Annotated in this window: 14 protein-coding genes; 5 read left to right on the plus strand and 9 right to left on the minus strand. The window is 43.5% G+C overall.

The genetic code is table 11. The features are described 5' to 3' along the window. The first annotated feature begins 10 nt into the window (after window positions 1–10). The 3 genes from H6571_06390 to H6571_06400 all read left to right on the plus strand — a co-directional run bounded on the left by H6571_06390 (window position 11) and on the right by H6571_06400 (window position 7,259). Window positions 11–3,130, plus strand: a complete 3,120-nt coding sequence (locus H6571_06390) for a SusC/RagA family TonB-linked outer membrane protein (protein MCB9323354.1) — start codon at window positions 11–13, stop codon at window positions 3,128–3,130. A 26-nt stretch (window positions 3,131–3,156) separates the two neighbouring features. Next, window positions 3,157–4,854 (plus strand): SusD/RagB family nutrient-binding outer membrane lipoprotein, encoded by a 1,698-nt coding sequence (locus tag H6571_06395; GenBank protein ID MCB9323355.1) that lies wholly within the window; start codon window positions 3,157–3,159, stop codon window positions 4,852–4,854. Window positions 4,855–4,955: 101 nt separating this feature from the next. Continuing rightward, complete coding sequence (locus tag H6571_06400; protein MCB9323356.1) at window positions 4,956–7,259, plus strand: family 20 glycosylhydrolase; 2,304 nt, start codon at window positions 4,956–4,958, stop codon at window positions 7,257–7,259. 148 nt (window positions 7,260–7,407) lie between these two features. On the opposite strand, the gene H6571_06405 is transcribed toward H6571_06400, so the two are convergent. The 4 genes from H6571_06405 to H6571_06420 all read right to left on the minus strand — a co-directional run bounded on the left by H6571_06405 (window position 7,408) and on the right by H6571_06420 (window position 13,287). Further along, window positions 7,408–9,105, minus strand: coding sequence for an AMP-binding protein (locus H6571_06405; protein ID MCB9323357.1), 1,698 nt, complete (start codon window positions 9,103–9,105; stop codon window positions 7,408–7,410). 630 nt (window positions 9,106–9,735) lie between these two features. After that, the gene (locus H6571_06410; protein MCB9323358.1) at window positions 9,736–11,292 is read right to left on the minus strand and encodes a GMC family oxidoreductase; all 1,557 of its coding nucleotides are present in this window, start codon (window positions 11,290–11,292) and stop codon (window positions 9,736–9,738) included. Window positions 11,293–11,426: 134 nt separating this feature from the next. Then, window positions 11,427–12,449 carry an alkane 1-monooxygenase gene (locus H6571_06415; protein MCB9323359.1) on the minus strand — a complete coding sequence of 341 codons (1,023 nt, stop codon included), beginning with the start codon at window positions 12,447–12,449 and terminating at the stop codon, window positions 11,427–11,429. A 403-nt stretch (window positions 12,450–12,852) separates the two neighbouring features. After that, window positions 12,853–13,287 (minus strand): DUF2541 family protein, encoded by a 435-nt coding sequence (locus H6571_06420; protein ID MCB9323360.1) that lies wholly within the window; start codon window positions 13,285–13,287, stop codon window positions 12,853–12,855. A gap of 94 nt (window positions 13,288–13,381) precedes the next feature. On the opposite strand from H6571_06420, the gene H6571_06425 reads away from it, so the two are divergent. Further along, entirely contained in the window at window positions 13,382–13,849 is a 468-nt protein-coding gene (locus H6571_06425) for an MOSC domain-containing protein (GenBank protein MCB9323361.1), read from the plus strand. Between the two features lie 180 nt (window positions 13,850–14,029). Beyond that, a complete protein-coding gene (locus H6571_06430) occupies window positions 14,030–14,452 on the plus strand; it encodes a DoxX family protein (protein ID MCB9323362.1) in 423 nt (140 codons plus the stop codon). 135 nt (window positions 14,453–14,587) lie between these two features. On the opposite strand, the gene H6571_06435 is transcribed toward H6571_06430, so the two are convergent. The 5 genes from H6571_06435 to H6571_06455 form a co-directional block, all read right to left on the minus strand. After that, the gene (locus tag H6571_06435; GenBank protein ID MCB9323363.1) at window positions 14,588–15,421 is read right to left on the minus strand and encodes an ion transporter; all 834 of its coding nucleotides are present in this window, start codon (window positions 15,419–15,421) and stop codon (window positions 14,588–14,590) included. Between the two features lie 825 nt (window positions 15,422–16,246). Beyond that, window positions 16,247–16,852 (minus strand): aminotransferase class IV, encoded by a 606-nt coding sequence (locus H6571_06440; GenBank protein ID MCB9323364.1) that lies wholly within the window; start codon window positions 16,850–16,852, stop codon window positions 16,247–16,249. After that, a complete protein-coding gene (locus tag H6571_06445) occupies window positions 16,794–17,840 on the minus strand; it encodes an aminodeoxychorismate synthase component I (GenBank protein MCB9323365.1) in 1,047 nt (348 codons plus the stop codon). Before H6571_06445 ends, H6571_06440 begins: the two co-directional genes overlap by 59 nt. A 104-nt stretch (window positions 17,841–17,944) precedes the next feature. Then, window positions 17,945–19,216 carry a 1-acyl-sn-glycerol-3-phosphate acyltransferase gene (locus H6571_06450; protein MCB9323366.1) on the minus strand — a complete coding sequence of 424 codons (1,272 nt, stop codon included), beginning with the start codon at window positions 19,214–19,216 and terminating at the stop codon, window positions 17,945–17,947. 271 nt (window positions 19,217–19,487) lie between these two features. Continuing rightward, window positions 19,488–23,495, minus strand: coding sequence for a hypothetical protein (locus H6571_06455; protein ID MCB9323367.1), 4,008 nt, complete (start codon window positions 23,493–23,495; stop codon window positions 19,488–19,490). Window positions 23,496–24,121 lie beyond the last annotated feature (626 nt).

Genomic DNA, 24,121 nt, shown 5'->3' on the forward strand with positions numbered 1-24,121 from the left:
CAATCGTATTATGAAAAAAAACCTATTACTAACCCTTTTACTATTTGTTCTGGCAGTAGTTCAGGGGTGGTCACAAACAACAGTTTCAGGTACTGTCAGTTCAGAAAATGGAGAGACACTGATTGGGGCAAGCGTCCTTGAAGTGGGTACTTCAAACGGGACAGTTACTGATTTTAATGGTGCTTATTCCATACGTGTTGCCAATGGTGCTTCACTGACCTTTTCTATGACGGGTTTTGAACCGAAGACCGTTGCAGTGGAAGGCCGTACTGAAATTAACGTTTCCCTCTCAGAAGGTATTGAACTGAATGAGGTAGTGGTTACTGCTCTTGGTATCTCCAGAGAAAAGAAAGCTTTGGGATATGCCATCACGGAAGTGGATGGTGGCGAAATTTCAGAAGCCAAGGAAAGTAACGTGATCAACGGGCTTTCCGGTAGGGTTGCCGGGTTGGTGATTACTCAATCTTCTGCCGGACCAGGTGCCGGTTCTCGTGTAATCATCAGGGGTAATAACTCTCTTGGTGGAAACAACCAACCATTATACGTGGTGGATGGTGTTCCTGTTGACAACTCCGGTTATGGATCTGCCAATGGTGCAGGAACAGCCAACTACAGGAGATCTGATTACGGTACCGGTATTTCTGACCTTAACTCAGACGACATCGAATCCATCTCCGTTTTGAAAGGTCCAAATGCTGCGGCCCTTTACGGTTCTAGAGCTGCCAACGGTGTTATTTTGATCACCACAAAAAAAGGTTCCTCCAGAAAAGGACTGGGGGTTACCTATTCCGGCCACCTCGATATGTCCAGCCCTATGTTGCTGCCTGAATTGCAGAACGAATACGGTATGGGATCTATGGGGACCGCTTCTCCTGACCTCGAAACGCTTAAAGGAACTTCAGGTTCCTGGGGTCCTAAACTCGATGGTTCATCACAACCTTATTGGACAAGTGACGGCGCTACACAGGCTTACAATGCTCAGCCTGATAATGTTAAAGATTTCTTCCGTACCGGAACAAATCTTGTCAACACAGTAGCTTTTGAAGGTGGAACAGACAGATCAAGTTTCCGTTTTTCTTTCTCAAACACAAAGATCAATTCCATCCTTGAAAACTCTGGTTTGAATCGTAACAATTTCAATCTTCGTGCCTCTTCCAAATTGTCTGACAAGCTGACCCTGGATACCAAGGTGACTTATTTCCAGCAGGAAGCCGAACGCAGGCCTGACCAGGGTACGGAAGGTATCATGGCTTATGTTTATGACATTCCAAGAAATATTCCGATCGCTGACTTAGAAAATTCTCAGGATCCTAAAGATTACAGCCCTATTTCTTATAATTCATTAGGCAGTAATCCTTACTGGATTCTTAACCAGGACAAAAATGACGATACACGTAACCGTATTCAGGGATTTGCGAAAGCAACTTACCAGATCAATGACAACCTGTCTATCTTCGGCCGTATCGGTACCGATTATGTAAACCAGAATATTGAGTATGTAGCTGGTTACGGCCACTGGTACTATGCCACGGGTAGATTTAGTTTCAATGATTATAAAACATCAGAAACCAACGCAGATCTGTTGTTGATGTACAATAAAAATTTAACAGAAGACTTTGGCTTGAGTCTAAATGTTGGAGCCAATAAAATGTTGGCCACAAGTTCTTCTCAGGGTGTAAGCGGAGATGATTTCAAAATTCCTACTAAAGCAACAGTGGCCAGTGCTCGGAATACTTTCCCTAGCTACGGTGCGTTGGCTAAAAAGAGAATTCACTCTGTTTACGGGTCTGCTTCCTTTAGCTACAAGAATTTTGCGTATCTGGACCTTACTGCACGTAACGACTGGTCTTCTACACTTCCTGAGAATAACTGGTCATACTTCTATCCTTCTGCAAGTTTATCACTCGTATTTAGCGAATTGATGGAAAGCAGCTTCCTGGATTTCGGAAAAGTTCGCTTCAGTTATGCAAATGTAGGTAGTGATACCGATCCTTTCCTTTTGTTGAATACCTACAGCCTCGATGCAGAAAGCTACGACAATCTGGTTATTTTGTCAGCCAGCTCTATTCAGCGTAATCCTGATCTGAAACCTGAACAGACCACTTCTTTGGAGTTTGGTCTTGAATTCAGAATGATGCAGAACAGATTCTACGGTGATCTTTCATTCTACCAAAATGAGACCAAAGACCTGATTACTACTGTTCCTGTTGCACCCGCTACCGGATATTCTTCAAAATTCACCAACGTTGGTAACATTACCAACCAGGGTGTTGAAGTACTGCTTGGATTTGTACCCGTGAAAACAACTGATTTTACCTGGGATGTTTCCTTGAATTTCGCCAAGAACAAAAACAAATTGGTTGAACTTTTTGAAGGATTGGACAACTTTATCTTCAGTTCTAATAATTCAGGTGATGTGGTTGTTCAGGCTACTGTTGAAGGTGCTGAAATAAACGGTGAAGTGGCAACTCAAGCCGGATTTGGAGACATTTATGGTGTCACTTATCTTAGAAATGATAACGGGGATATCATCGTTAATGAAAACGGATTCCCACAGAGAACCAGTGAAAAGGTTTATCTAGGAAACTACCAGCCTGACTGGACAGGAGGTTTGAACAGTATTTTGACTTACAAAGGACTTACTTTCAGATTCCTGATCGACGCCCGTATTGGTGGTCAATTGTACTCAGGTACCGATGCTGGTCTTGATGCAGCTGGAGTTTCTGCGAACTCTTTGGAATACCGTGAATCAGGTATCGTTGTTCCGGGTGTAATGAATACAGGAACAGCGGACAATCCGATATGGACTCCGAACACAACAAGCATCACCGGACAGGAATACTGGGGCAATTACTCAGGTATACCTTCCAACTATATTTTCGATCAGACAAATATCCGTTTGAGAGAAGTTGGTTTGAACTATACTTTACCTAAGAGCTTGTTCGACAATATCTTCATCGAATCGGTAAATATTGGTGTTGTGGGAAGAAACCTCTTGTTCTTTAAGAATGATCTTGGTAACTTTGATCCTGAATCAAGCTACAGTACCAGTAACTTTGCACAAGGTATGTTGTATTACAACCTGCCTGCGTTGAAGAGTTTTGGTGTTAACTTGAATGTTAAATTTTAATTTTAATTTAAAAAAATTCACTTCAAATGCGAAAATATAATATTATCCTTATCCTTTTCCTGGTCTTTGGCTTTTCCGCCTGTACCGAAGACTTTGTGGAGATCAATACCGACCCGAACGCTATTACTGGATCCGAGGCCAGTGCGGCTTACTTCCTGCCGAAGGCGCAATACAAATTATTTTCTCCTGACCGTTATCCATACTGGCGTGCTCAATTGATCCATGCAGATCGTTATGCAGGATATTACACATTTGGCTTCCATAGTTCCTGGTGGAGTGACGAATTGGGTTACACCTACAACAGTGGTTATACAGATGCTGCCTGGGCGAATTTATATGGAAGTTATTTCGGTTATATCAACACCTATCTGCTGCTGACTCAGCCTGGTGGTGATTTCGAAAATCCATTGAGCAACGCGGTCGGTTTGATTCTCAAGGCCATGTACTACCAGCAGTACACCGATGTATTCGGCATGATTCCTTATTCAGAAGCGGGTAATCCGGATATTTTGTTGCCTAAGTTCGACAGCCAGAAAGACGTTTACAAAGGTTGCCTTGCTGACCTGACCACTGCAATCGAAACCATTGGAGATGCCACCGTAACCGGTGACGGGGTAGAAAATATTGCGACCAACGACCTTTTCTTTGATGGCGACCTTCAACAATGGAAAGCTTTAGCCAACAGCTTGAGATTACGGATTGCGATGAGAGCTCTTGGCGCTACCGGGGACGATTTCGCTGCCGGTGAAATCAATAAAGCGTTGGCGGAGGATCTCCTGGAAGAAGGAGACGGAGCAATCATGAGAGAAGATAACGTAATTTCCGAGTGGAACGCTAGTTCTTACGGTGACATTTGGTATGCATTTGGTGACGGAGGCAATTGGAAATTAAGCCAGACCCTCGTCAACTACCTCAGAGATTATAACGATCCACGTTTGAGTGTCTATGCCAAACCAGCCCCGGGAGGTACTATGTCTGTTACCAGGCCTAATGAAAGTGAAAATCCTGACGGTTATACGAATTTCCCAAAAAGGATTGCTTTTATACTTTCTGTTTTGGATGAGGCCGGTGTAGCTTATACACTTGAAAATAACGATCCTACTTATACCCTTACCATGGCTGAAAACACCTACTATGTTGGTCAGCCAACCCGTTTGGGTGGAAAGATCTCCTCTCTTGCCAGATATGAACTGTTTTCTGATCCTTCTGATTATATTCTTGGTACATCCAAAACGGATCCAAACGATGCTCCGGAGATCGTTATGTCTACAGCCGAAGTTTACTTCCTCAGAGCAGAAGCTGCTGTTAGAGGTTTTGGCAATGATGATGCTCAGGATTTGTTCGAGAAGGGTATCCGTGCTTCCATGAAATACTGGAAAGTTGCCGACGGCGATATTGATACTTACCTCGGCAACTCTGACCTTGCTGTATTAAGTGGCAGTGACGCTGAAAAGCTCGAGAAAATAAACGTTCAGAGATGGATTGCCAGTTACACAGATGGTTTTGAAGGATGGTCCATAGTTAGAAAATCCGGTTATCCTACTCAATTGGCAGCAGGCGTGGAAGATGCTGATATCTTTGGCCTCGGAGATATTGACGGTGACTACCCAACAAGAATGCAGTATGGCAGTAGCGCGTACAATAATAACGGTGCCAACGTAGAAGCGGCTAACGCGATTCAGGGACCTGACAAACAAAACACTAAGTTGTGGTGGGCTAAATAATTAAGCACACCGACAATGTCAGAAATATAAATTATCAGAATAAAATCCACGGGGTGACTTTTTACGGGTCGCCCCGTTTTTTATTTTAAAACAATCTTTCCATGTCAAAAAATTCCTTTTTCAATTTATGGGTGTTTACTTTTTTGTTATGCGGCTTTTCAAGTTGCCAACAAAAGGAAACCGTAAACTTCACCCCTACTTATTCCATTATCCCCCTTCCTGCCCAGATGGAAAAAATGGATGGTTTTTTCCAAATAAATGACCGGACCAAAATAGTAGTTCAATCCCGGGAGGATTTACTTATGCCGCTTGTGGGTTACCTCAATGAAAGATTCCGAAAGTTGTACAACATGGAATTGGAGACCAGTAAAACGCTTTCAGGGAATACCATCCACCTGCAGTTAACGGAATCTGATTTAGGTACTGAAGGCTATAAACTGGAAGTCACCACAGAAGGCATTACCGTTTCCGCAAAAGAAACTGCAGGAATATTCTACGGCATACAGTCCATGTTGCAGCTCATGCCGGACGACCAGCCGGTGGTTTCCAATGTCAACATCACCGACCAACCCCGCTACTCCTACAGAGGCATGCACCTCGATGTGTCACGTCACTTCTTCCCTTCCGATTTTATCAAAAAATACATAGATTTTCTCGCGAAATACAAATACAATTCATTCCACTGGCACCTTACGGATGATCAGGGATGGCGCGTGGAGATCAAAAAATATCCAAAACTCCAGGAAGTTGCTGCTTACAGGCCCGAAACACTGATCGGTCATTACAGTGAAAAACCGCAACAGTTTGACGGTCAACGCTATGGTGGATATTACACCCAGGAAGAAATCAAGGATATTGTAGCTTATGCAGCGTCGAGACATATCACCGTTATCCCGGAAATCGAGATGCCGGGCCATGCCCGCGCCGCTATTGCCGCCTATCCTGAGCTGTCCTGTACCGGTGACACCATCGAGCCGGCCACAAAATGGGGTGTTTTTGAAGAAGTTTTCTGCCCTACTGAAGAAACCTTTACCTTCCTCGAAAATGTCCTGACAGAAGTGTTGGAAATGTTCCCTTCTCAATACATTCATATCGGCGGAGATGAATGTCCGAAAACAGCCTGGAAAAACAGTGCGTTCTGCCAGGAGCTCATCAAAAAAGAAGGGCTCAGGGATGAGCATGAACTGCAGAGTTATTTCATCCAGCGAATTGAAAAATTTCTCAATTCCAAGGGACGGAAAATCATTGGCTGGGACGAAATCCTGGAAGGGGGGCTCGCACCCAACGCAACGGTGATGTCATGGCGAGGCATGGAAGGCGGAATTGCCGCAGCTGAAATGGGCCACGATGTGATTATGACCCCTGGTTCCCATTGTTATTTCGACTATTATCAGTCCGATGATCCTAACGAACCATTAGCTATTGGAGGTTATCTTCCACTTGAGAAAGTCTATTCTTTCGAACCCACCCCGGTAGAGTTGTCTCCGGAAAATGCCAGGCACATTCTCGGCGCACAGGGCAATCTTTGGACAGAATATCTCCAAACGCCCGAAAATGTGGAATACATGATCTTCCCCCGGATGTGCGCCCTGTCAGAAGTGCTTTGGTCCCCCAAAGACAGCCGAAACTACGAGGATTTCATTACTCGACTTGAGCCACAATTGGAAAACCTGAAAAAGTCGGGCGTCAACGTTGCAAACCACTTATTTGATATCAATGCCAAAGCTGAATCAGGCGACGGACAAGGCGTCAGGATCAGCCTTACTACAGGATCCAAATCACCAACCATCAGGTATAGTGTTGATGGTAAAGAGGTAACTACAGAAAGTCCTGAATTTACCGCACCGGTTGTAATTGAAAAAAGTGAGATGTTCAAGGCTAATTCATTTATCAACGGAAAAAAAGTGGGCCGTGGGATCAACTATAATTTTAATATTCATAAGGCTGCCGGAAAAAAGATCGAATTGGCCAATGCACCTCATGAAAAATACAATTCCGGAGGCCCCGGAGCTATAATAAACGGCCTCATGGGAAGCGACAAGCGTTATGGAGATACAGAATGGCTGGGTTTTTCGGGAGAGGATTGTATAGCAACCATTGATTTGGGGGAATCAACGGATATTACCAAACTTAGTTTTCGCTTTTATCAAGGGGTTGGCCAATGGATTTATCCGCCCAAATCCATTGAGGTTTTGGTCTCTGAAGATGGTGAGACTTTCACAAAAGCCGGCGAATGGACTGATAGCCAATCAGATGATACTATCGTAAACGCAGTATTGTCATTGGATAATGTACATGGCAGATTTTTGAAAATCCATATCCATCGCCACGGCATCATTGCTGCAGGACTCCAGGGAGCCGGCAACGAAGCCTGGTTGTTTGTGGATGAGATCGTGGTCGAGTAAAATCTCTTTATTATGAAATAAAATGTGGCAAAATCACGCAAATCTCGGAGAAAAGCGCTGACAAAAGTTAAAAAAAGATTCTTCATTCAGCGTAAATCTGCGGGATCTGCGTGCATATTATCTTGTTGTGAACCATTTCAGTTTTGCCTTATCCCAAAACATCCTCCATTTCAATCCCCAGTTCCTTCACGCTGATTTTTCGCATTTCCACCTTTCGTATTTTGCCGGTGACCGTCATTGGGAATTCCTCGGTAAACTTAAAGTGCTCCGGAATTTTATAATGGGCGATCTGTCCCTTACAATACGCTTGAATTTCTTCAGGAGTCACCGTGAGTCCATGTTTGGGCTTTATCCAGGCCATGACTTCTTCTCCATATTTTTCACTAGGGACTCCAATCACCTGCACCTCGCTCACTTTAGGATGGAGGTACAAAAATTCTTCAATTTCCTTGGGATAGATATTCTCCCCACCCCTGATGATCATATCCTTGATTCGGCCAACGATATTGACATAACCCTCTTCGTCCATGGTCGCGAGGTCCCCGGAATGCATCCATCCCTCCTCGTCAATGGATTCTTTGGTTTTGACTTCATCCTGCCAGTAGCCGATCATTACACTATAACCGCGGGTACACAATTCCCCTTTGACACCGCGTTCCACCGTTTCACCAGTGGCCGGGTCAACAATTTTGACTTGGAGGTGCGGATGTACTTGCCCTACGGTGCTCACCCGTTTATCGAAAGGGGTATGAGATTGAGTTTGGGTACTCACCGGACTGGTTTCGGTCATGCCATAGGCAATTTGCATATCAGTCATCGTCATTACGGTTTGGACTTTTTTCATCAGTTCGGGCGGACAAAGCGCCCCGGCCATGATGCCTCCCCTCAAGGTGGAAAGGTCAAATTGCCTTACCTCCGGCAGATCGAGTTCTGCAAAAAACATGGTAGGTACTCCGTAAAGAATGGTCGCCTTTTCCAGGTCTGCGATTTCAAGAATCGCTTTGGGGTCAAAGGCTTCGCTGGCGTAAATAACCGTAGCACCGTGGGTCATAGCCCCCAGGTTACCCAGAACCATTCCAAAACAATGGTAAAGCGGAACGGGGACGATCATCCTGTCCTTATAGGTCAATTGAAGGGATTCAGTTACAAAAAATCCATTGTTGAGAATGTTGTAATGACTCAGGGTGGCTCCTTTGGGGAAACCTGTAGTGCCGCTGGTGTATTGAATATTGATAGGTTCTTTGTAATGCAGTGACGCCTGACGCTCCGTTAACAAACCATCATCCACCTCCGTTCCGTTCTCCAAAAACTCAGCCCATGTGAACATGCCGGGTTTAGAAGAATTGCCCAGGGTGATTATGGTTTTAAGTCCAGGCACTTCTTCAGATCGAAGCTGCCCGGGGTTAGCATAGTTTAATTCCGGAAGCAAAGCATAAAGCATGTCGGTATATTTGGAGTATTTAAACTCGTGGGCTGCGATGAGCATTTTACAGCCCGATTGGTTGAGCGCATATTTTAATTCATGGAGGCGATAACTGGGATTGATATTCACCAAAATGGCTCCAATTTTTGCCGTAGCGTACTGAACTACCATCCATTCACTGCGGTTCTGAGCCCAAATTCCCACACGGTCTCCCTTTTTCACCTCTTGCGCTAAAAGCGCTTTGGCGCATGCGTCCACCTGTTTTTTTAGGTCATTATAAGTCCACCTAATATTTTGATGAGTCACGACGAGTGCTTCATGCTCACCGTATTTTTCGACAACTTGATCAAACATTTTCCCAATGGTAATTTCCAGGAGAGGCACCTCCTTTGATCCGTAAGCGTAACTAAGTTTTTTTTTCATCAGAGCGAAATTTAAAGCTTCAATCATCCAATGAAACACCCCGTTCTCGGAGTCAACAGCCGGAATTTAAAAAATGGATCAATTGGAAGTCTAACTGAAATCCGGCCAGTAGCGAATACCAGGGGGCTACATCGGAAAAAATTTGAAGGATATGGTAAAGAACTTTTTTGTCCTTTAAAAGAGGAGGTACACTGCTCGTCCAGGGGACTGTTTAAGGCGTTTCATTCCCCAATTCTTAACGGCAGAAGGGATAAAAAGCAGTCTGTATCACTCCTTTTCAACTTAGGCTAATATACAAATTTTTAGCCTTTTAAACACGAATCCAGCATGAAAAATTTTGTTTGAAAGGAGAAAATCTTTGAAGTTCAAACTAAAATTGGAATACTCACTAATTATAAGAAACGCAGTAAAGATAATTTTACACTTTTGCCACACCTCCGCCCCGGCCCTAAACATACTGTAACGAAAGTTTTTTTTTAGTTAGAATGTTTCTATTCCGATACTTTTTTGTCATGATGATTTCGCAGATTATCGCTGAAATATTTAGGGAAAATCCTTTTATTCTGCGTTTTGCCCCCTCCCTAACATGATCAAAGCATTATAGAATTATAGTATCATATTATCAAAAAATCAATCAATCAAACTCATTCCCCGCTCGGCAATAGCCGTAATGGTCAGGGAAGGATTCACCCCCGGGTTGGCAGAAATAACTGATCCATCGAAGATAAACATATTTTCATACCCGAAAACCCGGTTGTTTTTATCGATCACTCCCTCACTGGCATCCTTTCCCATCGCTGCCCCTCCAAGGATATGTGCGGTGGAAGGAATCCCAGTAAGGGCCTCGGTAAACATCACCGTTGGTTTGGCATCAATAAGATCGGCGTATTTGTAGGCCATTTCAGCGGCCTTGGGGATGAAAGCGGTAGGTGCCTTGCCCGCCTCGATTTTTGTTTTCATTCTAAAAAGTCCCCGTCTGAATTTAAGAGTGCTGTCAATGTGCTGCATGAACAACAAAACAGCTGTCCGGTCGCTAAAATCCTTTATAAAGTAAATTTTCAGCCACTGCCATGGGGCCATAAAAGGGGTGGCCATTAATTTAGCAAGGCGCTTCAGTCCGTTAGGCTCATTCACCATAGGCATCATCACCGTTCGCCAGAATCCGGATCCTTGCCCATACCTGACCGGCTCGAGGTGGCTATCCTCATCCACCTCCAAAATAGAACCAATGGCTATCCCTTCCGACATTACCAGATCTTTATTCGTGGAAACGTTCATGATCAATGATTCATTATTCGAACGCACCATATCCCCTACCCTTGGGCTTAGGTTGGGAAGAGAAGTTTCCTTCAATTTTAAGAGCAAAGGCAAGGTGCCCAGCACTCCGCCGGCAAAAACGATCCCTTTGGCTTTAACCTTCTTTTTCAAAGAAAACCATTCGGTAGATTTTTTGAATATAACCTCATAACCGTCGGAACCATCGTTTCCTATGGGCTGCACATCCGTCACCACATGCTCGGGAAGAATGTCCACTCCCAGTTTTTGTGCAAGGTAGAGGTAATTTTTATCCAGGGTATTTTTGGCATTATGCCGGCAGCCGGTCATGCAGGCCCCGCAATGGATACAACCTTTCCGCTCCGGGCCTTCTCCCTTGAAAAATGGATCAGCGACCTCTTTTCCGGGTTCACCAAAAAAAACGGCCACTTTAGTCGCTTCAAAATGGTCGGCTTTCCCGATTTGTTGCGCCAGTTCCTTTAGCGCCAGGTCACTTTCGGTGAGATTTGGATTTTTAGCCGCTCCCAACATCTCCCAGGCTAACTCGTAAAAAGGAGCAAGTTCCGTTTCCCAATCCGCCAGTTTTGCCCAGGAGCCGTGATTGTAAAATGCCTTCTTGGGCTTCGGTAAAGTATTGGCATAGACCAAAGATCCGCCGCCTACGCCTACCCCGCTGAGAATGGAAATGTGTCTAAAAAAAGTCAGCTTTTGGATGCCGAACAATTTGAAGGCAGGCAACCAAAACCATTTGCGCAGGTTCCAGTTCGTTTTAGGGAAATCTTCTGATTCAAATCTTTTACCTTTTTCAATAACCAACACAGAGTACCCCTTTTGCGCAAGTCGCAAGGCAGAGACCGACCCTCCAAAACCGGAGCCAATGATGATGTAATCGTAGGATTGTTTGAGTTGCATATTGAAATGAATTATGTATTTACCACATCACAAGATGACACCTTTTTGCTTTCGCTCTTGGCCTCTGCGCTAAGATGCCACCTTGCGCACTTTTTTGCTTTCGCTCTTGGCCGCCAAGCGAATATGTCACCTTGTCAAAGTCTCCTGTTTATCACCCAAAACCAAAGCGGCGGCAGCAGCGACAACAGCATCATACCCGGGTATCCCGTTGGCATCTGTGGGCTATCCTGAACCGTTTCCAGGATTTGGTAATGTTTACTTGCTTTATAATGATGGTCAGAATGCCTTGACAATTCAAAAAGGAACGTACGACCGATCACGTGGTCCGAGTTCCAGGAATGGCGAGGCAGTACCCTTTCATAACGGCCATGTTCTTTTTTCTTTCGCAACAATCCGTAATGTTCTATATAATTGACCGTCTCCAGTAAAAGAATGCCCATCAATGCCACCTGTAGAAAAGCGAACAACCCGGCCCAGTCAAAGAACATAAAAACTATTCCAATCAAGGTGAGTTGTGCCATCGTATAAACCACCATTCTGTTAGACAAAGACAACCAATAGCGATCCTTTTTTTTCAATCGATTCGTTTCCAGCTGCCAGGCCTGGATATAACTGCCTATTTGTGAACGGAACCAGAACAGGTAAAGCCATTCTCCTTTCCTGGCTGTCGCAGGATCTTTGGGGGTCGCCACATTATGGTGGTGGCCACTATTGTGATAAGGTAAAAAATGCATTTCCAGAGAAGTCATCAGGGATATTTCTCCCAACACCTGCACACTACGGCTGGAGCGGTGTCCCAGTTCGTGACCAATATTGATCCCGAACACTCCACACATCAATCCCATAGCATGAATCCTTCCGGCATATTCGATCGTTCCCATCGGCGTCTCCCTGATGACGATTAAAAACCAGACCAGGAAGCCTACCTGAACCGGTACGGTCAGGTAAAGCAGCCAATCGTAGAAGGGATCGGTTTTGGCCATTTCAAGTGCTCTGCCTTCAAGGTTATATTTATCCGGCTTGAGGAGCAACTCCAGTAAAGGCACCAGTCCAAAAAAAAGAAATACAGGTAAAAAACACCAAATTCCCATCTGGGTAAAGGATATAACGACAGTCATCGGCAGGGTAAAAACACCTATATATTTTAGCTTGGTCATCCAAATTCGATTTTTCATTACGGCCCATAAATCTACTGAAAAAAAACGAAATCCAATTCCCTGCCCCCCTTGAAAAACAAAAGGCGACCCTAAGGCCGCCTTTCCTACAATTTGAAAAAAGGTATGTAAATAGTTCTATTATTAATATCGGTAAGTGTTTCAAAAACAAAATGGGGCATAAGCCGCACCCATTCAAGGCATTAAGTTAGCATTATTATTTTTATTGTGCAAGGATTTGAGTGGGAAAGTGTGTGGTCTACCCTAATTAGCGTAAAAACCCCGTATTCAATAGCGATAAAACCAGAGAAGCTGCCCTGCTCAGGACAGCTTCTCTTTTTTTGTTTACCCAATCCGGATGCTACGTGATAGAAATACTGTTTATTAGAAAAAGGCAGAGCCCGGTTCAATGCCTTCCCCACAACTCCACAACAGCCCGTCTGTTGGCCACATTTTTGGTATCATACCAAAAGACGACTTTTCGGATGACCCTTTTATTGCCTCCTTTCAGGTCAATGACTCGCGTTTCCCCGCCGGCAGGAATGTTATTTTTCAGGTTGACCTCCTGCTCGGTGCCGTCCCCAAAATGGATGGTCATTTTGTGCATATTGATGCCGCCTTTTTTTACCAGTAATTTCAGTGCACTGAATCGTCCTTCCTGGGCGGTGACCATTATTTCATCGCGGTCGAGGTTGTATTTGACTGTTCTTTCTCCGAGTTTCTCCCAACGTGGCGGTTGAATGCCCTCTTTCAGTTGTGGAGGAAGGGAATATGCGAAAGATTGCCCGAAAAGAAAAACAAACGTCATGAATAGCAAGGTTTTGATGGAAATTGATTGCATAGTTAATTTGAGTTTTTAATAATTATTATAGCAAATGTGTACCTTTGACTTTAGGTTTCAATCAACGTTTAATCGAACAACAAAATTTCAGGAAATGGACGAACTTTTTAATACAATGCCTCAAAAAGGACGGGTAGACTGGATTGGGATCCGCCCCGATAAACGTCAACCGCTTATTGAAAAGGAAAGGGTCGAAGTGACCAGGGATGAAGGATTGGTCGGGGATCATTACCACGGAGAGAGCAAAAAAAGACAGGTGACCCTGATTCAATCGGAGCATATTCAGGGGGTAACACATGTGATGGGCAAACAAGTGATTCACCCGGGCGAACTGCGAAGGAATATTGTCGTTTCAGGCATCAATCTGCTGGCTTTTTCAGACCGGCAATTTCAGATAGGTGAGGTTATTCTTGAAATGACCGGTAAGTGCCACCCTTGTTCCCGAATGGAGGAAAACCTTGGCGCCGGTGGGTATAATGCCATGCGTGGACATGGCGGAATAACGACCCGAGTGATCAAAGGGGGGGAGATCAAACTTGGAGACGAAGTGAAACTGATTTAATGGCTAAAGGAAAATTACGATTTTATTGATTTTAAAAATATCAGGGTGAAAATTTAAGTGCAAAGGTCGCGGAAAAATCTTCCGCGCCGTGAGTATGGGATATTCCATTTGTGACCTTTGGGTAATTATTTGGATGCCAAAAAAATATTTAGCCTAAAATAATACAACTACAATACCACTATGAAAGATATTGCCGATCTCATCGGGCGGGTTTTTCTGTCCTTTATTTTTTTATTCGAAGCTTATGATTCCATTCGATATTTCCAGAGCACCCAGGAAATAATGACGAGCTATGGCATTACCTGGCGCCAGGATCTTTTGCTTTCAGGCGCCATTTTTGTTTTGATTACCGGAGGAACCCTTATCCTTATGGGCTATCGTTCTTCCCTTGGAGCTTTACTATTACTGTTGTATTGGGTACCGGTCACATTTATCGTACATTCCTTTTGGAACGATCCTTCGGATATGGTAAGGTTTCAGTCGATCCAGTTTATGAAAAATATCGCCATCATTGGCGGGCTTTTGATGGTATTGGTGAACGGAAGTGGACGATACAGCATCAAACGCCTTTTTGCTACTTCAAGGGTTCCTGGAACGCGATAATTATTTGATGATCTACTGGGTTTAATACTACGATGTAGCAGAAATCAATTATCAAATCATTAAATTTCTAAATCCTGTAAATCCCCAAATCCCGTAAATCCTGATACTGGCAATGGGATAGGCGGAGGTTTTGAATTATTTGTTTAACCTTGCTCCGCAATATTTACAGAAAATCGCATCATCATCATGCCCTTCGGCACCGCAATTACGGCATGATTGTGTATTGGCCATGTTTTTGCCTTCCTTGATGATTTCCGCGGTTACAATTCCGGTAGGGACGGCAATGATGGCATAACCCAAAATCATGACCACGGCAGAAAAGAATTGCCCCAGGGCGGTTACCGGCGTAATATCTCCGTACCCGACGGTTGTCAAGGTAACAACGGCCCAGTAAATCGCATTGGGAATGCTGGTAAAACCACTTTCCGCTCCCCCCTCAATCAGATACATGATCGAACCGATGATAATGGTAAGCACCACTACAAAGGTCAAAAAGACTGTTATCCGTGCGCGGCTTGCCTGGAGGGCTTTTACCAATAAACGACCTTCTTTGAGAAAATGGGCCAATTTAAATATTCTGAATACGCGCAATAATCTCAAAATCCTGATCACCAGGAAATATTCCGATCCTATAAAAATAAGACTCAGGTAGGCAGGCAAAATGGATAAAAGATCCACCACGCCAAAAAAACTCGTTGCATATTTTATTGGCCGGTAAACGGAATATAAACGGAGTACATACTCAATGGTAAATACAAAGGTAAACAGCCATTCCAGTAAATCCAGCCACCAACCGTATTTCACCTGAATGGACAAAACACTTTCCAACATCACTACTATGACACTTGCTGTAATAAAGATCAGCAACAAAACATCAAAGGCTTTTCCGGCAGGTGTATCCGCTTCAAAGATTATTTCATGTAATTTTTCCTTCAATGTGCCCTTCCCGGAACTTATTGTTTCACTCATCCTAACCGATTTTCTCTGTAAACGCGAAAATTTATCTCCTTTTATTTCACATAAATTTACCAATTTTAAAGATGCAACCTCTTTTTTTATTTTTTTTCAACTTTTTTTTCACTAAAAACAGGGTAAAAAAACTATTATTTTTTCACATTATCAACAAAATAAATAAACACAAACTATTGTAAAACAGATATTTATACTTTATAAATGAAAACAAAAATCATAAAAAATAATTCACAATGCCCTTATTTTGTCTTTGTTGTCCTGTGAATATCCCTACATATTTGTATCATCAAAAGGGGATAAGAAAAAGAGGAGATAGAAAATTGATAAGCTGATAAAAGTTTCAGCAACTAAATTTGAAATATGTTCATGGGATTATAACTTGTTTGGTGGTAAGTCGTTCCGAGGTAACTCGGAACGAATTACTCACTTTTTAATCCCAACATCAAAATATAAATTCGCAAAAAAAGAAAGGCGGAATAAATTCCGCCCTTCAAATTAGGTCGCCATGGGATTATGGTCGTTAAAAGTAAATTACAATTTGTTAAAAAAGGTTAAAAGCGAATTTAATTCAAATGTTTCTCTTATTTAAAATAAGGAAATATTGTTCACAAGATTATGATTTAGTTTGGATATGTTCATGGGATTATATAAAAAGCCGTGCGGAGGAGGTACGGCTTTTTTTTTTTGCCCGTTTTGAACCTCACAAAGGTAATCTTCCCCACCACTCTGACAAAAGTTATTTCAATAAAATTTTAATTATTTATTTTAGGGTCGTTTTTAATGCCAAAATGTGCTTTTATTTTGGGTGAACGGCAATCCCCTTTAAAGAATATTTTTGACAGGTATGGATCGACTCAATAAAGGATCCATCATGGCATTAATTAATTTAATTTCCCGATACCTTTTTAAGTCTTCAGGCCGTATCGCTGCCTCTTTTAAATATCCTTCTTCCACCAGTTTTGTTCTTTGAGTACCGGCCAGCAACGGATTTTCCGGGGTCCACCATTGTTTTCCGTCAAAAAACGCTACATTAGAATAACTGGTATCCGTGATCAGACCGTTTTTTACCATGAGAATTTCATCACAATCTCCCTTTAAACGGCTCAGCCTATTCAGCGCCGAACGATCCTGGTATTTTAAATCGTAAATAATATCATCCGCCCGAACGAGCTTTAAAGTGTTGACCGACTTCGGGGTGTACGATTCGATTTCCTGTTTAAATTGTTCTACCCCGTAGGTAATCCGTACTTTGTAAAGTCCTTTCTTTTGACTTTCAGGAATATGGATGATTTCGGAGAGTTGCCAGGAATAAACCTCTCCCCACAACCTGAGAGAAGATTGTTGCATACGCCTTTCGTGAAAAGGCAAATTATACAAAAATCCATCCCTGAGCTGAATGGTTTCCAGGAGCAGCAATTCCATGTTCATGATTCAGATGATTATTTATGGGCAAATAGACCTTGTCAAGCAATTCTTTATATTCAGCTTCTGACTTACTAAAAGTAGTTATTCCCCCACCGCTCTTATACCATAAGGCTTCTTCATTTTGTTCGATAAACCGGATAGAAACGGCACTTTCCAGGTTTTTGCCATCAAAGACGCCAAAAACGCCTGTATAATACCCTCGATGGTACGGTTCAGCCATTTTAATAATCTCAACCGTCTTCTTTTTGGGGGCTCCGGTAACCGAGCCGGCAGGTAATAATTCAAACAAAATATCACCCAAAATATTGAGGTATCCCTCCGGAAGTTGCCCGCGAATATGAGAGCTGCTTTGAATCAGAGCACCCCGGCCGGTTTTCACCTTTTCAAAATACCTGTAGCGCTCCACTCCTACCCTTGTGGCTACCTTGTTCAGATCATTCCGGATGAGATCAACAATAGTCGCGTGTTCCGCCCTTTCCTTAATATCCGTTTCCAGGATTTCGAGGGCACCGGGAATCGAAGCATCGATTGTACCTTTCATGGGAAAAGAAGCAATGACCCCGTTTTCAATATGTACAAAAGGTTCGGGAGAAAAAATGACAAAATGATCCTTAAGCCAGAGCTTATATTTGGCATACGCCTGCTGATAAATGTCCTGTAAGGTCCATGAAGTTTTTATCAAGGTAGGAAAAGTCAGATTGGTCAGGTAGGTATTTCCCTCCTGTATGTTCCGGCTAACCAAATTGAAGGCTTTTTGATATTCCTCAAATGAAACGGGGAATATTTCGGTTTGAGGGACCTGGAAAGCAGGTGAAACCACTTTTTCTTCCTTTGCATTAAAGGAATAACGTATCAATCGCTCGTCCAGCTCATCGAGCCTAAGGACGATCGGTCGATCCATCTCAAAGTCAATGACAAATAAAAACGGAATGCCTAAACTTCCGTATTGATTCATCATTACCCGGGCCACCTGTTTTGAAAGCGTTTCGATCATTTACAATGCTAATGTTCCTTTTTTTTGACCCTACAGAAAAAAGAAAGTCACTTCCTGTAATCCAGTGCCTTCTTTACCTACTCAATAACCATTTTTCAAGGTTACAGTTTAATCATGGCCTCTAATGTCTCCCCAGCCTCTTCCAATGCCCTTTTTTCTTTAAGAGGCATTCGCTTATACTTCCACGTGCATTTCCAACTGTCGAACAAATCCATATAAAACAAGGCAAACAACCCTATTATGGGAACCAGAAACAGGAAATACAACTTAAAGCCCAAACCGACCATCAAAAGTATCAATAAATAAATGATCCAGGCGGCCACTCCGACGGCCATTAAAATTGACGACCGAAAAGTTATGTCCTTCACCCTTTTATGGGTCACAAAAGCAGCCAGGAACATGGGTGGATAACCCAAAATAAACCCTCCCAGAAAAAAAGGAAACCCAATGACAAAAAACAGCCCCAACATTATGGAACTACCGGATTTTTCAAAACGAGTACAATGATCAAGACCTGACTTTTTGAGTAAATCAACATAAATGGCCGTTTTTTCCTTGAGCATCTTCTTTTTTTCGGAAGACAATTGATTGACCCAATCTGCCAATCGTTTTTCTCGTTGTAATGTCTTTTTATCGTTCGAAACAATGGGCAGGATATTATTTTTTTGACGTGATCGGTCAAAGCGAAAGAGATTTTCGACCAATTCATTATCTTCTGCCTGCTCAATATGGATGACCCGGGGGAGCAGGTTTTCCCTTATGCTATCGGTAAGATCGTTTATGCCCTGGTTAGGATTTTCCTGGTAGATTTTTTCAAAACTTCGGACTGGTATAGGCTCACCAAAATCGATATATACTTCCGAGCGAAACCGTTCGGCATAAGTGTAGTTTACGCCCACCGGGACGATATAAACATCTTCAATATCAGGATATTCCTCAAGGGTTCCAAAAGCGATACGCGCAGTGCCTTTCATAAGAGGCCGCAACCGTTTTTCATGTTCACAACTCCCTTCTGCAAGGATCATGACCATTCTTTTTTGGGCCAGGGTTTGGTGACAGGTACTGAAGGTTGAATAGTTTTGTTTGATAAATTTATACCCCCTATCCTTTTTGCGGTACACCGGCAACATATGCAGGGAACGGAGCAAACGAATATAAAATTTCCGCACAAAGATATCTCCCCGTACAAGATAATACAGCCCGCGGCTTTGAAAACAGGCCAAAATACAAGGCTCCAGGAAGGCAGTAGGATGGTTGGCGGCAAGGATCACCGGCTTACCGGCAGGAATATTTTGCAGGTTGGACAGATATATCTTCCTGAAAAATATCTTTAGCGCAAACCTAATGATCGGCCTTAAAATGTAATACAACATAAGCTGAACTTCTCAATTAGTGCGAATATAAGCAATGGAAAGTTGGAATGGCAAAAAGGAAACAAAGAAGTTAATTTGGAAACTCAAATGGTTTCTGCAAAAGGAAAGACTTAAAATAAAAACCTCCCCCCGAACGAATTCGGGGAGAGACTATCCCAAAAACCGATTAAGTGACAAATATATATAATTTTTATTAATTAACCATTAATTTTCGACTCAATCCGGCGATTCATGTACAAACCACGACAAAGATTATACGTCATTATACGTTTTACAAATTTGCAGAGGCATTCACATCCCCTATTTTAATACCGATAAACTCAATTTGCATGTCTCCATTCAGATGATCGATAAATCTCGTCTCCGGGAAATTTTCTTCCAAAGGAACCTCAGGATTCTGAAAGTTGTAATCAAACTGCACAAATCTCCAGGAAGTATTGGATTCCAACTCAGGATCCACTCCAAGGATGAGCTTTCTCAATTTCAATAGATCAAAAGTGGAAACGATATTGGAATGGTTTACATCAGCCGCTATGATCTTGTAAGGTGAATCAAAAGGCTGCACATCCAAAATATGTTTCTGGATGAGTATCAGATCGAAGGTCGTAACCCCGTTGACATCATCGCCGTCTTTCATGGGTTCTACCGTATAATTAAATCCTCCAAGAATATCCTCAAAACTGTAATATCCCGTAGAATCCGTTACCACTTCTGCTGTCATGGCCCCTAACAACCTTACCGTTACCCCGCTGATAGGCTCCCCATCTTCTGTTCTCACAAATCCGTCGATATTGTAAAAATCATAACAGGATAAAGATTCGTTATCTATATGAGCCATCACGATACAACTGCTTTGATTTCCTGCATCATCGAGCGCCCAAACGGTGATTAAGGTGTCTCCAAGTGATTCACAATCAAAAAACAGTGCATCCGTCAGCATATCCGGTGAAAAAGAAAGTTGAGGTGTTCCGCAATTATCAGTTACGCCTTCCAATACATCATTGACATTAAGCACAAAAGTCTGGTCGCCTTCCACCTGGATGGTTAAACTTTCAACACAGGTAAGCACCGGTGCCGTACAATCAACCACTTCAAAATCATACTGGCCAAAAGAAACGTTTCCGCAATCATCAGTAAGTGAAAAAACAAAGGAATTGTCTCCTGCCGGGTAAAGCCCCCGGATCTGGTAATTTCCTTCTCCCATTTCCGTAAGTGTCCCATATAGATCATCATTGAAATTCCCTCCATTCAGACTGTGTGCATAATTCAGCCCAATCATTGGACTGCAATGATCGCTAATGCTGAAATTGTACTCCACATAAGCCAGGCATTGCTCACTCTGAAAGGGCATTTCCAGCATGCAAAATGTGGAATTGGTCGTAATACTCGTAAACTGCGGTCCCTGCTCATCAAAAATATGAATGAGTTGAAAGTAACTGTAATGTCCTCCTGATGGGCCCAGGTAAACAGGGTCGACAAAAGTTTCGCGAAAAAGCGACACCCCGTCAGAAAACAGCTCATAACTACTCGCAGGCAAAGGGTTAAATTCATTTCCGGTAAGCCTCGGCAGCTCAAACGGCTCGGATTGCCCGTCATATTCGCACCAGTTGATGATATTATAAGCACGACGGATGAGCAGGCAAGCCCCGGTGCCATCATCGTCAAGGGTATCCTGCACCATATTAACGGTGATCATATCACACCCGTCCTGAACATAAACCGCCTCCGGAAAATCCGTTTCCAGGCAATCCGGGCTTTCGTCTCCCGGAAGGGTTATCCTGTAATCATGAACGGCCGTGAGGAAAATGGTTTGGGTCACCACGGCAGGCGTATTATCCGGAATATCGGTGGCAGTCCATGTTCTGGTCACCGTACCGATACCGCAATCATTAATATTTTCCACCACCACATAATCAACGGTAAAATCACAATTATCGGTAAAAACCGGAGCATTATAATCTTCGGCAAGATAACTGCTGTAATCATCCTGGCAAGTCAGTTGAACATTGGCGACATTTTGAAGTACCTGTGGAGGGATCAGATCCTTGACCACCACGGTCACATTACAATTATTGAAATTCCCGGCACAATCCCAGGCACGCATCAATACCTCTACCGTTGTATTGGTACAAAAAAATTCGATACTGGAACGGAATAGGCTGTCCGGCTCACCTTCCAGTTTGATCAACACCTGATCAAGGCAGCAATCGTCGCGAATTCCTTCATTAATCTGTCCGGCCTGTACCTGCCCGAATCCACTGGGTTGTAGGGTAACGGTAATGTTATCGTCACAGATCATAATAGGCGGAAGAACGTCCAAAACCTCCACCGGTACATCCAGTACACTGGTGTTACCACAATCGTCGGTCACTTCATAAGTTATACTAAAAACACCCAGGGGCAACCCGGGTCCGGGGATGGTTCCTCCCAGGGCTCCGTCCGTTCCATTCAGGTAATTGGCTTCCCCCAATGGCGTGTGAATACGGACGGTGTAATCATTGCATTCGTCCGTCACCACAGGAGGAGGAATAAACCCCAGCGTGGTACAATAGGTCTGTCCATTTTCCTGGGGAGGTACATTGGCACTCAAGGTCAGGGAGGGAGATTCAATTTCAGGAGCTGTATTGTCCTCCACCCGAATGAGTTGTAAGTTATCATTTCCTGCCCCATCCGTATTGAACAGAAAATTGCCACAGGCATCCAAAACGATCCAGCTCCGAAGGATCATAAAACTATTATCCGTATTGCCACACAATCCAATTAACTGGTCGCTATGCGTGAAAATGAGGCCGCAAAGAGGTACATCCACCAAGGTAGGCTGGCCGGAGAACTCTGGATGGGTGAGCATCGGGTTAGCGAGCCAGTCCCCACATTCAATCTGTACATCTGCTGGAAAAAGCATTTGTTGTTGGGTCCCCCGGGCAATGGAGATGGTTTGGGTAGCAGAGGTCTGATTGCCCGACAGGTCCGTGGCCCGCCAGGTGCGCTCCACATAAGCAATAGGATCACCGCATTCGTCCTCAATAAATTCATCCGTGTACTGTACCGATACATCGGTACAGTCAAATCCTTCGGCAAATCCCATAAGTTCTGGCGCCCAGGAACCGGTACAGGAAATGGTGGTATCAGGAGGTATCGTCAATGTGGGAGGAGACACATCGATGAGCGAGATCAGGGTTGAACAAAAAATGCCGCTGCATTCATCAGTGATATTTGCGGTCAGGGTCTGCCCGACATATTCGGCAGGAATGACGCTGCCGAGGTCTACCCCGGACTGACTGACTACATTTATGGCAAAAGCGTCATCTGTTTCAGGAGTGAGGGCCAGCAAAAAAGAAGGCGACACATTTACCTGGCAACTATTGGGATTTAGCGCCACATTTACCTGGTTAAAACAAACCATCGGATAAGCTTCCCGAACGATTACCTCCTTTTGAACCGTTCTGCTGCAGCCCGTTTTATTGGCAGCATAAAAACCAGCTTCCCCCAAATCAAAAGTATAACGGACCGTATAGGTTCCCTCCCCGAGACTGGAAGGAGAAAAAATAGAAGTGTAATAGGTCTGACCATTTTCCTGTCGGGTAATGGTCCAGAATTCATTTGCGCTGAATATAATATTGTCGTTCCCGTCAAATGGTGAAGTAGTCAACCCCAGCAAGATGACGTTTGGCTCGTCGTCACAGTAAAAATCCCCAAGGTTTATAATTTCAGGATCCGGGTAAAAACATTGATTGATCACCGGCCCCACCAATTGATTTGGGGCCGCATTTTCTTTCACAAAAACCTGATACTCATCACTCTCTGAATGGGCAAATGGTAACACATAAATCCCGGTATGGCCGACTTCCGGGATGACGGTATTTTGAGCAAATGGCTGCAATGAATTAGGATTCAGAACGTTGACACTCAAGGCTATTTTCCACACCTGCCCTGACACCCCGGTCGCTACGATGAGCTGATCATCAAACACCCCGTTGTTGGCGTTTGTCCCATTCTGAACCGGCAGGCCCGGGCGGCAGGAACAAGGGGTAATAATATCTACGATTCCATTGCTGTCTATATCCAGCCCTGTTTCGGGAATATCATTTAAAAATTCAAAGGGAGCATAAAAATCTCCCGGCAAGGCAAATTGCGCCGGGACAATCGCTCCGGACATTTCATCCGGCATTCGATGATCAAAAGCAGAAAATGAAAAAAAAGAGAATGATAATATAGAAAAGACCAGCACGTTACGTAAACGTTTCGATCCACCCTTTTGGGTTGGTGTTTGTTTAATCATGGGAGGTAATTAATCGGTTAAAATGCTTATGAATTGGGTATCATGGGTAACATGGAAAGCGCGTTAAAGCCTTTTCGTTCGACGCTGAACGAATCCTTTAAAACGTTGAAAATAGAAGAAAAATGAGGTGGAGTTACAGTGGTTGAGAGACAAAGGTGTAGACTTGCCGTTCATATGTTCGTACAGGATATTGTGCCTGCCAGGGCAGGATTCACAGGGATGAAATAATTTGTTCACTGGTTGTTACCGAAAATGTGTTACCGGTAATGTCCGCAAACAAAGATAGGTATTTTTAGCATGTCAGGAAAGTGCCTCTATCCATGTTGGGAATAAAAAGCGCAGAGAATTCAAATTTGGAGTGCTGCCCGACCATTATTTGTTGATAAAAAAGGAAGTACAGATTTTGCAGATGGTGGGCGGGGTGCTCTTTTAAGAACCTTCCAACGATATTCAACCCCTATCGGGGTTGCAGCTTTTTTTTGATTTCCCAGGCATTTCATGCCCTGTTATTTAAATGGATCCCCCTTCGGGGATTTTGTGGTAGAGGTATTATTATTTAGGACTAATCCTCCTAAGGTTGCAGCGACTTCTTTGATGTCCCAGGCATTTCATGCCCTGTTATTTAA

This window comes from Lewinellaceae bacterium (genome assembly GCA_020636105.1).
GTDB lineage: Bacteria > Bacteroidota > Bacteroidia > Chitinophagales > Saprospiraceae > BCD1.

Coding starts and splice junctions, on each gene's coding strand:
- H6571_06390 (MCB9323354.1), top strand. CDS start 11: ATGAAAAAAAACCTATTACTAACCCTTTTACTATTTGTTCTGGCAGTA.
- H6571_06395 (MCB9323355.1), top strand. CDS start 3,157: ATGCGAAAATATAATATTATCCTTATCCTTTTCCTGGTCTTTGGCTTT.
- H6571_06400 (MCB9323356.1), top strand. CDS start 4,956: ATGTCAAAAAATTCCTTTTTCAATTTATGGGTGTTTACTTTTTTGTTA.
- H6571_06405 (MCB9323357.1), bottom strand. CDS start 9,105: ATGAAAAAAAAACTTAGTTACGCTTACGGATCAAAGGAGGTGCCTCTC.
- H6571_06410 (MCB9323358.1), bottom strand. CDS start 11,292: ATGCAACTCAAACAATCCTACGATTACATCATCATTGGCTCCGGTTTT.
- H6571_06415 (MCB9323359.1), bottom strand. CDS start 12,449: ATGACCAAGCTAAAATATATAGGTGTTTTTACCCTGCCGATGACTGTC.
- H6571_06420 (MCB9323360.1), bottom strand. CDS start 13,287: ATGCAATCAATTTCCATCAAAACCTTGCTATTCATGACGTTTGTTTTT.
- H6571_06425 (MCB9323361.1), top strand. CDS start 13,382: ATGGACGAACTTTTTAATACAATGCCTCAAAAAGGACGGGTAGACTGG.
- H6571_06430 (MCB9323362.1), top strand. CDS start 14,030: ATGAAAGATATTGCCGATCTCATCGGGCGGGTTTTTCTGTCCTTTATT.
- H6571_06435 (MCB9323363.1), bottom strand. CDS start 15,421: ATGAGTGAAACAATAAGTTCCGGGAAGGGCACATTGAAGGAAAAATTA.
- H6571_06440 (MCB9323364.1), bottom strand. CDS start 16,852: ATGAACATGGAATTGCTGCTCCTGGAAACCATTCAGCTCAGGGATGGA.
- H6571_06450 (MCB9323366.1), bottom strand. CDS start 19,216: ATGTTGTATTACATTTTAAGGCCGATCATTAGGTTTGCGCTAAAGATA.
- H6571_06455 (MCB9323367.1), bottom strand. CDS start 23,495: ATGATTAAACAAACACCAACCCAAAAGGGTGGATCGAAACGTTTACGT.